The 14,141-nt window shown below is 44.8% G+C and carries 14 protein-coding genes; 11 read left to right on the top strand and 3 right to left on the bottom strand.

Annotated elements, in window-relative coordinates:
- Positions 1-105: 105 nt before the first annotated feature.
- The 4 genes from darT to JNUCC1_RS19135 all read left to right on the top strand — a co-directional run bounded on the left by darT (position 106) and on the right by JNUCC1_RS19135 (position 3,226).
- Entirely contained in the window at positions 106-918 is an 813-nt protein-coding gene (gene darT / locus JNUCC1_RS03825) for a type II toxin-antitoxin system toxin DNA ADP-ribosyl transferase DarT (protein ID WP_331713595.1), read from the top strand.
- Positions 919-930: 12 nt separating this feature from the next.
- Positions 931-1,974: a type II toxin-antitoxin system antitoxin DNA ADP-ribosyl glycohydrolase DarG gene (gene darG / locus JNUCC1_RS03820; protein ID WP_156644210.1), complete on the top strand. Its 1,044-nt coding sequence runs from the start codon at positions 931-933 to the stop codon at positions 1,972-1,974.
- Positions 1,975-2,225: 251 nt separating this feature from the next.
- Entirely contained in the window at positions 2,226-2,858 is a 633-nt protein-coding gene (locus tag JNUCC1_RS19140; RefSeq protein WP_331713594.1) for a Gfo/Idh/MocA family protein, read from the top strand.
- Complete coding sequence (locus JNUCC1_RS19135; RefSeq protein ID WP_331713593.1) at positions 2,837-3,226, top strand: Gfo/Idh/MocA family oxidoreductase; 390 nt, start codon at positions 2,837-2,839, stop codon at positions 3,224-3,226. The genes JNUCC1_RS19140 and JNUCC1_RS19135 overlap by 22 nt, the downstream gene beginning before the upstream one ends.
- 170 nt (positions 3,227-3,396) lie before the next feature.
- Here JNUCC1_RS19135 and JNUCC1_RS03810 read toward each other — a convergent pair whose 3' ends face one another.
- Both JNUCC1_RS03810 and JNUCC1_RS03805 read right to left on the bottom strand, forming a co-directional pair.
- Positions 3,397-4,815 carry a YfcC family protein gene (locus JNUCC1_RS03810; RefSeq protein WP_231746965.1) on the bottom strand — a complete coding sequence of 473 codons (1,419 nt, stop codon included), beginning with the start codon at positions 4,813-4,815 and terminating at the stop codon, positions 3,397-3,399.
- A 30-nt stretch (positions 4,816-4,845) separates the two neighbouring features.
- Positions 4,846-6,009, bottom strand: coding sequence for a M20 family metallopeptidase (locus tag JNUCC1_RS03805; protein WP_156644207.1), 1,164 nt, complete (start codon positions 6,007-6,009; stop codon positions 4,846-4,848).
- 581 nt (positions 6,010-6,590) lie between these two features.
- Here JNUCC1_RS03805 and JNUCC1_RS03800 point away from each other — a divergent pair.
- The 6 genes from JNUCC1_RS03800 (at position 6,591) to JNUCC1_RS03775 (ending at position 12,840) form a co-directional block, all read left to right on the top strand.
- Positions 6,591-7,520, top strand: a complete 930-nt coding sequence (locus JNUCC1_RS03800; RefSeq protein ID WP_156644206.1) for a C40 family peptidase — start codon at positions 6,591-6,593, stop codon at positions 7,518-7,520.
- 194 nt (positions 7,521-7,714) lie between these two features.
- Entirely contained in the window at positions 7,715-8,362 is a 648-nt protein-coding gene (locus JNUCC1_RS03795) for a PepSY domain-containing protein (RefSeq protein ID WP_156644204.1), read from the top strand.
- A gap of 106 nt (positions 8,363-8,468) precedes the next feature.
- Positions 8,469-9,140, top strand: coding sequence for a response regulator transcription factor (locus JNUCC1_RS03790; protein WP_156644202.1), 672 nt, complete (start codon positions 8,469-8,471; stop codon positions 9,138-9,140).
- A 71-nt stretch (positions 9,141-9,211) separates the two neighbouring features.
- Positions 9,212-10,534, top strand: coding sequence for a HAMP domain-containing sensor histidine kinase (locus tag JNUCC1_RS03785; protein ID WP_197431622.1), 1,323 nt, complete (start codon positions 9,212-9,214; stop codon positions 10,532-10,534).
- 518 nt (positions 10,535-11,052) lie between these two features.
- Positions 11,053-11,451: a hypothetical protein gene (locus JNUCC1_RS03780; RefSeq protein WP_156644198.1), complete on the top strand. Its 399-nt coding sequence runs from the start codon at positions 11,053-11,055 to the stop codon at positions 11,449-11,451.
- A gap of 297 nt (positions 11,452-11,748) precedes the next feature.
- Positions 11,749-12,840 (top strand): acyl-CoA dehydrogenase family protein, encoded by a 1,092-nt coding sequence (locus tag JNUCC1_RS03775; RefSeq protein WP_156644196.1) that lies wholly within the window; start codon positions 11,749-11,751, stop codon positions 12,838-12,840.
- Positions 12,841-12,981: 141 nt separating this feature from the next.
- On the opposite strand, the gene JNUCC1_RS03770 is transcribed toward JNUCC1_RS03775, so the two are convergent.
- Positions 12,982-13,479 carry a CarD family transcriptional regulator gene (locus JNUCC1_RS03770; protein WP_156644194.1) on the bottom strand — a complete coding sequence of 166 codons (498 nt, stop codon included), beginning with the start codon at positions 13,477-13,479 and terminating at the stop codon, positions 12,982-12,984.
- 77 nt (positions 13,480-13,556) lie between these two features.
- Between JNUCC1_RS03770 and JNUCC1_RS03765 the strand changes: the two genes are divergently transcribed.
- Positions 13,557-14,054, top strand: coding sequence for a MarR family winged helix-turn-helix transcriptional regulator (locus JNUCC1_RS03765; RefSeq protein ID WP_231746964.1), 498 nt, complete (start codon positions 13,557-13,559; stop codon positions 14,052-14,054).
- The last annotated feature ends 87 nt before the right edge of the window (positions 14,055-14,141 follow it).

Here is a 14,141-nt window from a genome sequence, read left to right as displayed (position 1 = left end):
TAAAGTGGTGAAACACCCAGAAATAGATAAAATGATAGAAAAATATAGTACATTTTCCTTAAACATCCAAAGAAACTTTTTTACGGGAAACAGAAAATACGAACAGTGCCTGTCACTTCCCGAATTTTGTCGAACTCTAAGAGTCTTGAAGAAATTGATATTTTTATAGGAAAGATTGCAGATATTGGTGATCTGCTTTTTGCATGGGAGATTACCCAATTAATGGGCTTTAGTGATATAATAGAAGTTAGAAGCTCTGTTGCACAAAATAATATTCGGAGTGGGGAAATGGATACCAAATTGTTGTATCATATAACACATTACAGTAACTTGCCATCAATATTAAAGAACGGCGAGCTATTAGCATACTCTAAAATAACATCAGACAATATTCCTTACAGCGATATTGCTCATCAAACCATACAAAATAGGAGATCCACCACAAATATTCCTGTTTCGCCCTATGGTGTATTACACGATTACGTCCCATTTTATTTTGCACCGAACTCACCTATGCTTTATGCGATTAAAAATGACAACGTCGAAGGGTTTGAAGGAACACAGAGCGATATCATATATTTTGTCACCAGCACAAGCGAAATTGCTAAATCAAATTACGAATTTGTTTTTACTGATGGCCATGCCATTGTCGCTTTAACGGAATTCTATAATGATTTAACTTATTTAGAAGAAGTGGATTGGTCTGTGGTGGAGAGCAAGTATTGGCATGATACTAATGAATATCCGGACAGAAAAAGAAAGCGACAAGCAGAGTTCTTAGTGTATGAATCGGTGCCAGTGTCACGCTTCATTGGAATAGGTGTTTATAATGAACGGATAAAGTCTATTGTTGAGGAAATGTTAAAAGAACAAAGCATTGATATGAAAGTCGTTACAAGACCACAATTTTATTTTTAGGAGGTGACAGTTATGATTAAATACATGAAAGGGAATTTATTAGAAGATTCTTCGGAGGCGCTGGTTAATACAGTTAATACAGTTGGTGTAATGGGTAAAGGGATAGCATTGCAATTTAAACAGGCTTTTCCAGAGGTGTTTCGTGAATATGAAAAGTCATGTCGAAAGAATGAAGTTGAGACAGGGAAAATGCATATCGTCGATACAAGTGCTCTAGTTGGCCCAAAGTATATTATAAACTTCCCAACGAAACAGCATTGGAAAGAAAAAACTAAAATGAGCTATATAACAGAGGGACTAAAGGATCTGGTTAAAAATGTACAGGAATTAGGTATTCGATCAATAGCCATCCCGCCTTTAGGGTGTGGAAATGGAGGGCTGGACTGGTCGGAAGTGAAACCTCTAATTGAAAAAGCATTTAAGGACTTGGATGTGGATGTTCGTATTTATGAGCCAGTTGGCAGCCCAAAAGCTGATGAAATGAAAATCGGTACGAAAACACCACGAATGACCACATCAAGGGCCCTTCTTTTGGCTTCTTTAAATCAATACAAAGAACCAGATTATCGTCTTTCCGTGCTTGAAGTACAAAAAGTGGCATATTTTATTCAGGAGACTGGCGAGCCTCTAAAACTCAACTTTACAAAAGAGAAATATGGTCCATATGCTGAAAATCTTAATTTTGTGTTGCAGCGGTTAGAAGGGCATTTCATACGAGGTTATGGGGATCGAAATCGAAGTGCTGAAATTTATTTAATCAATTCTGCTGAGCAAAAAGCGTTTGATTATTTGAAAAATAGCAAGACCGAGACCAAGCGGCTGGAAAGAATCAGGAAAGTTATAGAAGGATTTGAGACACCATATGGAATGGAGTTGCTCGCAACTGTCCATTGGGTTATTAAAACTAAATGTCCTACTTCGAACGAAGAGCTTATAGCCGAAGTTCAGGAATGGAATGCTCGGAAAAAAGAATTGTTTCCTCAGAAGCATATCATTAAGGCATATGAGCATCTGAAAAAAGTACTGATAAATAAAACAGAGACTACGACCGGATAGCATCCTTACTTTAAAAAAGTGAGGATGCTTTATTATTTGAAGGTTTTGGAAGTGGCTGGATACCTCCCTTGGTGCCTGTCACTTCCCGGTTTTTGTCGAATGTGCTCGAATCGTTTTGACATAGAGAAGGACCGGGCAATATTTAATTCCTTCTCGCAGTAGCAAGGGAGAGTGCTTTTTAAAAATTCACATATATATGATACACTGGAACTACTTACAACTGAACATTTATAGACTAGGGGGCATGTAACATGACAAAAATCCAATGGGGTATTCTCAGTACGGCAAATATCGCTCAAAAAGCACTTATTCCGGCGATTCAGCGGGCAAAGAATGCAGAGGTGACTGCGATCGCGAGTGGCAGTGATGCCGGGAAAGCGCGGGCTGTCGCTGAGAAGTTTGAGATTCCGAAAACGCATGACAGGTATGAGGCGTTGCTTGAAGATCCGGATATCCAGGCTGTGTATATTCCGCTGCCCAATCACCTGCATAAAAAGTGGGTTATTGAAGCGGCCAAGGCTGGGAAACATATTTTGTGTGAAAAGCCGATTGGACTTGATGAGGAAGAGGCTCGGGAGATGCAGCGGGTGTGTGAGGAGAATGGTGTGCTGTTGATGGAGGCGTTTATGTATCATTTTCATCCGCAGCATGAGCGGGTGAAGGAGATCATGGCGTCTGGGGAGATCGGTGATGTGAGATACATGCGTGCGGCGTTTTCCTTTTTTATCGGGAATAAGGCGGATAATATCCGGATGCACCGCGAAAAAGGCGGCGGCTGTATGTATGATGTTGGCAGTTATGGTGTCCATTCGATTCGGAATATCCTAGGGAAGAGCCGAAGACAGTCCATGTTCACGCAGTTGTGGATCCGGATTATGAGGTAGATACGGATGTTGTTGGTTATATGACATTTGCGAGCGGTGTGACGGCTTCGTTTGATGCCAGTTTTAATTTGGACCTGCGTACGGAATATGAAGTGCACGGGTCGCATGGCAGTATTATCGTGCCACGAGCTTATCGGCCGGATGCCAATGGCGGCGAGGGATTGGTCATTGTTAAGAAACCGGGTGTGAAACGGACTGAAACTGTAAAAGGGGACCAGTACTGTGCTGAAGTCGAGCACTTTTCACAGGCCATTCTGGATGGCACTCGCGAATTGTATCACGACCTTGAAAACACCATTCATAACATGCGCGTGCTCGATGCGTGCTATGAATCTATCGAAACTGGCGGGCAAGTGCGTATACCCTAAAAGAAAAACCGGGAAGTGCCTGTCACTTCCCGGTTTTTGTCGAATGGTGTCGTGGGTTGGGTTGTAATATAAAAGCAAGAAGGAAGTGAACAAACGCGTTCGCTTCCTTCTTGCTTTTTGTTTCGGGTAATTGCGTCTATCTGGGGTCGGGCACGCCCGCCTCCACATGCCTACCAGACAAAAAGGTGGGCGATGGTGACGAATAGGGCGCCGAGTGCGTATTGAATGAGGATCAGCGGCCAAATCCATTTCAGCCATTTGACCCAAGGTACTCGGGAGACGGCGAGAGCGGCCATGAATGCGCCACTGGTTGGGGTAATGATGTTGGAAATGCCGTCGCCCATCTGAAACGCGATGACGGCGGTTTGCCGGCTGACATCAACCAAGTCTGCCAGTGGTGCCATGATGGGCATGGTTAAGGCTGCTTGGCCGCTTCCGGAGGGCACGATAAAGTTGAGAACACTCTGGGTGACGAACATACCAATAGCTGTCATGCCTGCCGGGAGCCCGCTAACCATATTGGACAAGCTATATAAAATGGTATCGATCGTGCGGCTGTCCTGAAGTACGACCAGGATTCCGTAAGCAAACCCGACTACCAATGCGCCTAGAACAATGCCCTCGCACCCTTTCACGAAGTTTTCAGCGAGCTGATTTAACCGCATTTTCCCGATTAATCCGACCACGATGCCCATAATGATAAATAACGCTGCGATCTCCTGGATATACCAGTCCAAAAAGATAACGCCTAATGCCAAACCGATGAGTGTGGCGATCAGAACCGTGATGATAAGGATCTGACGAACTGTAATCGGCTCCTGATCGACTTTTTCACTGATTTGTCGCTTTTGGTCTTCCTTATACATAAGGCTTTTTTCAGGATTCTTTTTAACCTTTCTGGCATAAAACATCACATACGCAATGCTGACACCGACAAATACGACCCACATCGCAATTCTAAACCCAAGCCCTGAAAACATTGGCAATTCGGCGATTGTTTGAGCCACTCCGACTGTAAAAGGATTCAGAAATGCCGCGGTAAACCCGGAGAAAGCACCAACGAGTACCATTGCCGCGCCAACCATGGAGTCGAATCCCATGCGAATTGCCAGAGGAATGATGACGAGCATAAAAGGAATGGTTTCCTCAGCCATGCCAAATGTCGCGCCGCCCAAGGCGAACAGCAGCATCACGGCAGGAATCATATAGATCTCTTTATTACTCATTTTTAATGAAATACTGCTGATCAGCTCATCCAATGCCTTGGTCTCAATCAATATACTGAAAGAACCTCCAACAATCAAGATGAAAAAGATAATCCCCGCCGCTTGTGACATGCCTTCTGGCAGTGCGAGAAACAGGTCAAAAAAGCCGGTCGGATTACTTTCCACCTGGTGGTAAGTGCCCTCAACAACGACGGTCGTTCCGTCTTCATCGGTTGTTCGCTCGAATTCACCTGCTGGGATGAAATATGAGGCAATTCCCATGATCACCATCAGGCCAAACAAAATGATGAAGACGTGTGGAAACTGAAACTTGGGTTTCTTCTCTTGGTTTGAATTGATCGGCTCCACTTCTTGGGTATTCAAATGTGTACGCACTCCTTTCCTATCGATTAGTTATGTTTGACTTGCTTCAAACTCTGCTCTGATTTTCTTGAAAAGCGCTTCATCGCTAAGAATGTCATATCCCGTCAATGCCATCGACAGCGCACCTTCTGATATAGCCCGGTGGCCGTCGTCGGTGACGGTTTTATCAGCAAATTCCTTCGTATGAAAGACAAGTCCTGGTTCATTTAAGCCAATGAAAGGATGGATGGCGGGCGCTACTTTGCTGACATCGCCCATATCCGTGGAGCCGAAGCTTTGTTCACCGGGATAGACGGGATGTACACTCACTTCACGCAAACGCTTGGTGAATGTTTCTGACAGAGCTTCATTCGTGACCAAATTGTCAAAGCTCGTTTCGTAGTTGGAAACCTCGAGCGACGCGCCTGTCATCAGTGCGGCCCCCTCGGCAATGTTTTTAACTTTTTCAATGACAGTATCTAAATAAGTGCGTTCCTTCGCTCTGATATAAAATTGGGCAACGGCTCTATCAGGCACCACATTAGCCGCCTGGCCGCCTTCCGTAATAATGCCATGTAAACGGGCATCTGAAGAAAGATGCTCTCTCAGCGCATTAATGCCATTAAATAATTGAATCACACCATCGAGCGCGTTGATGCCTGCTTCGGGTTCCGCGGCCGCATGAGAAGCTTTTCCCGTATACGTAAATTGGAGTGCTTCCATGGCAGATGTGCTCCCGCTCGCATAGGACTGGTCCGCGCCATGAACCATCATCGCAACGTCAACATCGTCAAAAACGCCTGCTTCACTCATTGCAACCTTGGCTCCGTTCGTTTCCTCTGCAGGTGTTCCAATGACCATCACCTTGCCGCCAGTTTCATGCACCACCTTACTCAGTGTGACGCCTGCTCCAACGCCCATCGCTGCAATCAAATTATGTCCGCAGCCATGTCCGACTTCCGGGAGTGCATCATATTCAGCGAGAAACGCAATCGTTGGCCCTGGTCTGTCACTGGTAAATACAGCCTTGAATGCAGTCGGACGATTGATAATCCCTGTTTCAACTTGAAAATGATGCTGCTTCAAAAAATCAACAAGCAGCTGCATGGACTGAAACTCCTCATCCCCCAATTCAGGATTCTCATAAAGGGTGTCTCCAATCTCAAACAGCTGCTGCTCGATACTTTTTAACGCGGTAGTTAATGTCGTGTCCATAAATGCCCTCCTAAGAAGTTAGAACTATTTAAATAGTCTCTATTGGTTTTCAACATTTTAGTATGATGACACCGTTTTGTCAAGGGTGTTTTGGGAATTGTGAGAAAAAATCAGTGCTGCGGTTTGGGATGGAATGCAGATATATGAGCCCGAGCGTGATTCAACGATTCCAATATTTGTCATGACTCCGGCGTCATGAATGTGGTTTTAATGGACATTGCTTTTGTAGAGTTGGGGTAGTCGGAATCGAGGGAGTTTGGCTTGAATCCCTTGGAGTTTTACAGTTCAAAGTTGAAGTTTGAGTGGTTATCAAGGAAGTCTTGGAAGCTATCGCTGGAGTTTGTCAATCTATCAGTGATGCTCAGCTATCTATCCGTCGAGTCTATATATCTAATTTTTTCCATCAAACGGAGAGATTTACCCTTTAATTCTGTAATTAAACCGCCTTATTCCAGTTGTAACGTCATCGTATTCTCATATTAATAGTCTTGTTATATTCATCTGTTACAGTGTATATACGCTATTAAAAATTGATCGTTCCTCAATGGAAGTTGGTATTCATACATACAGGAGGCTATTAAATGTCAGATAAAAGATATGTTCGGAAGTATGTTGTCGCGCCGGTCGTTGCTACTACGATTTTGTTAACCCCGGTGTTTGCAGGAAGTGTGTCAGCTACTACATATTATAGTTACGGTGACAAAGGTCCAGGTGTAACCGAGGTTCAGGAAGCATTAGTGGATTATGGTTACCGCATAAGCATAGATGGCAGCTATGGTCTCAACACAAGAAGCTCAGTGATCAGTTTCCAAACGGCAGAAGGACTGCAGGTTGACGGTTTTGCAGGACCGAATACACTCGCAGCGTTGAAGGTCTCAGGAAGCAGTTCAAGTAACTCCAGCAGTTCCTCTATTGTCTATTACAGCTACGGTGACACGGGATCCGGCGTTCGCCAGGTCCAATCGGATTTGAACAGACACGGCTTCAGCACATCTGTTGACGGCAGCTTTGGTCCAAGCACGAGAAGCACGGTTAAGAGTTTCCAGCGTGCGAAGGGTCTTTCGATCGATGGTATGGCCGGACCGAACACGCTTGAAGCGTTGAGCAAAAAAGCTTCTGGTAACAGCGGTAATAGTGGCAGTCAGGCAAGTGCGGACGGTGTGATCTCAACTGCCAATTCATTGATCGGGTCGCCATATGTATTCGGCGGAACAACGCCATCCGGTTTTGACAGCAGCGGCTTCGTCAATTATGTGTTAAAGAAAAACGGCATCAATGTCTCTAGAACACACGCAGGTATCTGGGCAAACAATGGTGTTAGAACGTCTTCTCCTAAACCAGGCGATCTCGTTTTCTTTAAGAACACATATAAAAATGGAATCTCTCATAGTGGAATCTATCTCGGCAACGGCAAAATGGTCCACGCTGGAACCCCATCCACTGGCGTTGAAATAACCAACATGAACTACAATTATTGGTCAAGCAGATACATCGGTGCCAAAACATTTTAATCAACTCACATCAAGCCATCCGCGGTAATCACACCGCGGATGGCTTTTTTCACGTTGATATATTTTTCGGGTGGTGACTGTCACTTCCCGAAATATGTCGAATGGAGATTAAAATTTTTTTAGATTCAGTTCAGTGAATTTTCATTTGGGGCGGTTATGGTGAATATGTAACATCAAAAAAGGAGGAATGAAGTATGAAACGGAAACTATTAATTGGCAGCACGGCTTTGGTATTAATTGGTGGCGGCATTGCCGGAACTTCTGTATTTGCGGCGTCCGCTGGGGAAGATGATGACGTTTCTCAAAAAGAACTGAAGGAAATGGCAAGCATTTCACAAGAAGAAGCGATCAACATTTCGCTTGAAGAAGTCCCGGGTGAAGCTGTCCAGACAGAGCTGGATGATGAAGACGGCAAGGCGGTCTATGAAGTCGATGTCAAAGCTGAAGACGGTAAGATGTGGGACTTTGAAATCGATGCCGAAAGCGGTGACGTTTTGCAAAAAGAAGCAGATGATGATGGTCGCGATGATGACGACGAACTTTCTGATCAGGAAGAACAAGCACAACTGAAAAAAGAAGCTGAGCTCACATCAGAAGAGAGCGAAACCATTGCGTTAAAAGAAGTTAAAGGCGATGTTATCGAAAACGAACTGGATGACGAAAATGGAACGGTCGTCTATTCCCTGGAAATTAGAGATGATCAGGGCGTCGAACATGAAGTTGAAGTCGACGCTAAAACAGGGGACGTTTTGAAAGTAGAGAAAGATGACGATGACGACGATGAAGATACAGACGATGATAATGACGGCGATGACGACGAAGATGAGGAAGATGATGACTAAGCGTCAGGAAAGTTAAGTCCAATGGGCTCTGTGTGTCTAGTAGCATGCAGGGTCCATTTGCTTTATAGTGGTGTTAATAGCGGAGAAGTTACCGGGAGGGCTGGTCATGAAGATTCTGGTTATTGAAGACGAAGAAGCGATATCGGAATTTATTGTGCTCGAATTACAATATGAGGGATACGAGACTACGGCGGCATATGACGGTAGAAAAGGGCTTGAATTGGCGCTGGCGCATGATTGGGATGTAATCCTCCTCGACTTGATGCTGCCGGGGCTAAATGGCATGGAAATTTGCAGACGGTTAAAAAATGAAAAGGATACGCCTATCATCATGATTACGGCCAAAGATAGTGTCATGGACCGGGTGCAGGGGCTGGATCGCGGTGCTGATGATTACATAACGAAGCCTTTTGCAATCGAGGAATTGCTCGCGAGGATCCGGGTGATCATCAGGCGTGAGGAGAAAACTTCTGCGTCGTCAAACAGGCTTACTTTTAAAGATCTGACCCTGGATGTGGAAACGCGTTTGCTGACAAAAGGCGATCAGGTCATTGAGCTGACGACAAAAGAATATGAGCTGCTGTATATGTTTATGAACAACATCGACCGCGTTTTGACAAGGGAAATCCTGCTTGAGCACATTTGGGGATATGATGCTGCGGTCGAAACAAATGTGGTAGATGTGTATGTCAGACATTTGCGGATGAAATTGGACGCTTCTGACAGGGACAGCTACATTCACACGTTGCGAGGGACGGGGTATGTGATGCGAACATGAAAAAAGTCAGGAATATTTTTCCGAAAAGCATGAGCATTAAATGGAAGTTGACATTGTGGGCGGCGTGCTTGATGTTGATTTTATTTTTGGCCTATAGTGTCTCGCAATATGTGATCATCCAAAACTGGGCGATGAACCAGGAAACCGAGTCCATTCAAAAAAAGATGGAAGAGGTTACGGCTTATATAGAGGGGATGCCTGCTGATCGGGATGTGGCAGAAAGTGCTGCGTACCTCGAGGTGCTGAATGAAGAGGATCAGACGATACGCGTGATTGGTGATGCGGGCGTGCCGGTTGTCACCGTCGCGGATGATGATGTCGATGAATGGCTTGAGCCGAAACGCTTGAAAGAGGAATCTTTGGAGGAAGTTGAGGTGGACGAGGAGTTACTGCTTGTTTTTCGGATGCCGGTTGAGAGGGACGGCTTCAGCGGGACCGTTGAAATTACACGTGATATCGAGAGTTATGAAAGTTTGTTTGAGCAGATCGGCATGCTCGTACTGGTGACCGGCATAGTAGCGATTGTGTTGAGTTTTATCGGAGGGCGTCTGATTTCTTTTCAACTGCTCAGACCGATTCATTCAATGATTGCCGCGATGAAAAATGTGAAGCAAAAAGGGCTGCAGGAGCGTGTTCCGGTTAAAAGTAATCGTGATGAAATGGCTGAGCTTGGCATGATGTTTAATGAGCTCATGGACAATTTGGAACGCGCTTTTCAACAGCAGCAGCAATTTGTCGAGGACGCCTCCCATGAATTAAAAACGCCTTTGACCGTGATTCATGGCCATTTGTCGTTGATCCAGCGCTGGGGCAAGGAGAATCCCGAAGTACTGGAGCGATCCATTCAGCTCAGCCTGAATGAAACAGACCGCCTTACGCACCTAGTGTCGGAGTTGCTGACGCTGACAAAAGGGCAGGACGATTCAACAGACGTTGCCAATCTGGAAAATATCCCGGTGAAGCAGAAGCTGGAAACGGTCATTGAGAATTATCAGCTCGTTCACAGTGACTTTGAGATTCGAGCAGATCTGGGCGTGGAATCCGGGACGACGCTGAAAATGGTTCAAAATCACTTTGAACAGATGATGATCATTGTTCTCGACAACGCCATTAATTACTCAGAGGATGAAAAAGTGATCGATCTTAAGGCGCGGCAGGACGACGGCCGCCTGGTCATCGAGGTGACAGACTATGGGATCGGCATTCCCGAAAGTGAGATACCATTCGTATTCCGCCGCTTTTACCGCGTCGATAAGTCCAGAAGCCGGAAACAAGGCGGCAATGGCCTGGGATTGGCCATTGTTAAACGGCTGGTGGAAACGTATGGTGGGACGATTGAAATTGATAGTGAATATGAAGAATGGACCACGGTGAGGATTGCTTTTCCGAGCTAGAGCACGTGCCTGAGCGGGTGCCTGTCACTTCCCGGTTTTTGTTGGATTTTGTCGAATTGATATCGGTAGAGGTTATTGTTCTACCAATGGAATTTCAACATCTATTACTGCAATTCTGGTTAATTTTAGTTACTCAACTAACTGGGAGTAGGGGGGAGCATGCATTTAATCATGTATCAGTCATTACTGAAGTAACTGGTGTCGTTGCTCGCATAAATGGTAAGGTTGCTCTCGTAAATTGCGTTCTTGCTCTCGTAAGTTGTAGGGCTGCTCTCGTAAATTGCGTTCTTGCTCTCGTAAGTTGTAAGGTTGCTCTCGTAACAGGGGTCCTTGCTCTCGTAACAGGTGCCCTTACTCCCGAAAAAGGGGAAGTTGCTCTCGTAACTGTCGTCGTTAGTGTTGCTGGCAGCTGCTCGCTCAAAACCTATGGGGATGTATTGCAAGTGGATTGACTAAATAGCATATTTCCTCAGATCGAAACTGTTGTAAACCTCCAGTACAGAAAAGAGGTGAATAAAATGAATATGCTTTTTGTTAGAGAAGATATCGATCAATTAGTAACCAAAAATTATGCGCATCATAACACAAGGAAATCTTTTCGCGAAGCCATGTTGAAAGATTTGGCACAGTTAGCGGCCAAATACGGGTTAACTGGCATGCAGAGGTATCGAGATGATACGTCTGGCACGGGTATAGATGTTGGGTGGCAGGATCAGGAAGGCCATTTGGTATTGGCGATTGAAATTGATAACAGTTTAAGATCAAGATCTGTTGAGAAATTGGCTAGTTTGCCTGATCATGTTGAGAGGGTATGGCTTTGCTACTCACCAAAGGAAATTGATGTTCAGGCGTATGAGGATAATGTTAATGGGGTTGTGATGAAATATGAATTAGGGTTTGGAAGGAGAGAGGGTTAAATATTGGGAGATCAGACATAGGGTCCCGTTTTGAGCCAACCAGTGCCGTATTCGACAAGTGCCTGTCACTTCCCGGTTTTTGTTGGAATTTGTCGAAAGCTGCAGTGTTTGGTAAGAGCATTCGCTGGTGCTTGTACAGAGTTAGTAGCGCTTTCTATCAGGAGAGTTATTAGTATAAGAACGATTTTAAGCGTTATGCTTGATATGCTAAGGTAGGAAAAAGATAGTATTTCCTGAAAAAGTATTGTATACAAACATTCCGACAAAAATTCTACATTCAAGAATGGAGAGGATATATTGTCATTATTCACAGATGACCAAATTCAGATGATACGCAGCGAACGCAAAGATTTTGAACAAACGCAACAGATCTCAGACAAACTATTGGAATTGATGTATGAGCAGAATCTTTTCAAGTTGCTTGTACCTCAAGCTTTTGGAGGAAAGATGCTGGATTTGCCACAAGCTGTGAACATTTTTCAGGAAGCATCCCGTATAGAGGGTAACTTTGGCTGGTTGGTCACAGTCGGTTCAGGCGGAGGGATGTTTGTGCCGAATATGACCGAAGAAGCTGCCAGACGTTTTTATTCTCCTCGACAGGCAGTTGTTGCGGGCAGCGGCTTCCCGGCCGGAAAAGCACGGCCCGTAGAGGGTGGCTATAATGTTAATGGCAAGTGGTTTTATTGCAGTGGGTCCCAATATGCTACTCTGTTTACGGCAAGTTGTGTCGTTGAAAATAGAGATGAAAGCAGTCAAGAGATCCTGGCCATGGAGCTGGATCCTGAACAGGTGAATGTGCTTGATGACTGGGATGCGTTTGGGCTGAAAGGCACGAGCAGCCATTCCATTCAGGTGGTTGATCAATTCGTTCCCAGCAGCCGTGTATTTTCCCTGTTTGAGCATCAAAATGATTACGCTGGGCTTGTTCACACATACCCTTTTATGATGTTTTCAGAAGCGTCATTTGCAGCTGTTTCACTTGGTATTGGACGGCACTTTTTAGAAGAAGTGGAAGCCATCTTGGAACGAAATAAAGCAGCCTGGCAAAAGGGCTCAGGCCATCGCTATACGTTTTTGAAAGGCAAGCTGGATGACGAAAAGGGACGCTGGAAAAGAGCTAACGAGGCATTTCACGAGGCCGTCCGATCGTCGTGGGAGAAACATGTGAAAGGAGAAGAACTCTCTGAAACGTTGCAGAAGGGATTTTCTGTCACGGCAAAGCGTGGTGCGGCAACAGCTGTATATTGCGCCAATAACTTGTTTCGCTACATTGGCATGCAAGCTGTGATGGAGGGCAATGCACTCAATCAAATCTGGCGGGATCTACACACTGCCGCCCAGCACACATTCCTGACCCCACGTGACTCGGAAGAATCCACACCATATTAAAAGGAAGCACGCGACCCCGTGCTTCCTTTTAATTATGTGAACATACAAACGGTGCCTGTCACTTCCCGGTTTTTTTCGAATGGTGTTTTCAAGTTCTCTCGAAAACCAACACTAAAAAACCCACTGCCTCGGCTATGGGTTTTAAACTGCTAGTATGCGATTGACTTTCTTCGTAATATCGTCAACGTTTGTGTTGAGTGCAAAGGCTATTTCTCTGAAGAATATGTTTTTGATGTCCATTAATAATTGTCTATCGCTCTCGTTGAGCTTCTTGCCATCGTCTTCAATTTCGTTTCGCTTGCGTATCAAAGTGTTGGCAAGTTTGGCGATATCCAGTCGGCTGCCGGTGTTGATCATTTTCCCGTATACAAGTGCACGTTTTTGCGGCCTTTCGATCCATTCGATTCCCTCTGAATGAAACGATTGCAAAACTTCTTTCGCCTCTGCTTTGCCAATTAGATTCCGCAGCAGGGTTTTGCCATTTTCCACAGGGATGTGGGCAGTTAGATTGCTGCTGTTTTCGATGGGGCGTAAAACATAGTATGTTCGCGTTTTTCCGGCATATGTTTTGTCACAAATTTCATCGATCCGACAAATGCCATGGGTTGAATAGATCGCTAAATCTCCAGTTTGAAGCATGTTATAAACCTCTTTCGATTTATTTGTCAACTTAGTTTACTAATCTCATTATACCCCAATCCGGAAATTTTATCAACTTGGTTGACATTTGGGGTGCTGTTTTGTATATTATTGGGCAGAATATGGATTGGGGGAAGGTTCATGGGGATGAAGTGCAGCGTGTGAATTTAATTGATGCGATTGGTGAGCGGCATATGCAGCTGCGTGAATTTTTGGATGTGCGTTGGAATGAAATGAGTGATATTTATCTCTCACATTCGGAGTGGCGCATCATAACGCAGATCTATCGTGAGGAGCAAACGACGATATCGACGGTGACAAAACATATGGATATATCCCGTCAAGCGACACACAAGTTTATCAAGCGGATGACGGAAAAAGGGCTGGTCATTGTCATGAACCAGGAAAATAACAAGAAGGAAAAAGCAATAACATTAACATCGTTGGGTAAGGAGTGCTATGAAAAGAACGAAACCCTGAAAACCGAACTAGAAACTAAAATTGCTGAGCATATAGGAGCGGAAAACATTCAGATGCTCAGCAAAATCATACATATGGACTGGGGTTTAAAATAGAAAATTCGGGAGGTGCCTGTCACTTCCCGAAATATGTCGCATTCGACAAGTGACAGTCACTTCCCGGATTTTGTCGAATGTCCGTTG

This window comes from Lentibacillus sp. JNUCC-1, from assembly GCF_009741735.1.
In the GTDB taxonomy this organism is placed as follows: Bacteria; Bacillota; Bacilli; order Bacillales; family Amphibacillaceae; genus Lentibacillus_B.
The sequence above is the reverse complement of the archived record's forward strand: the minus strand, read 5'-3'. Positions and strand labels throughout refer to the sequence as shown.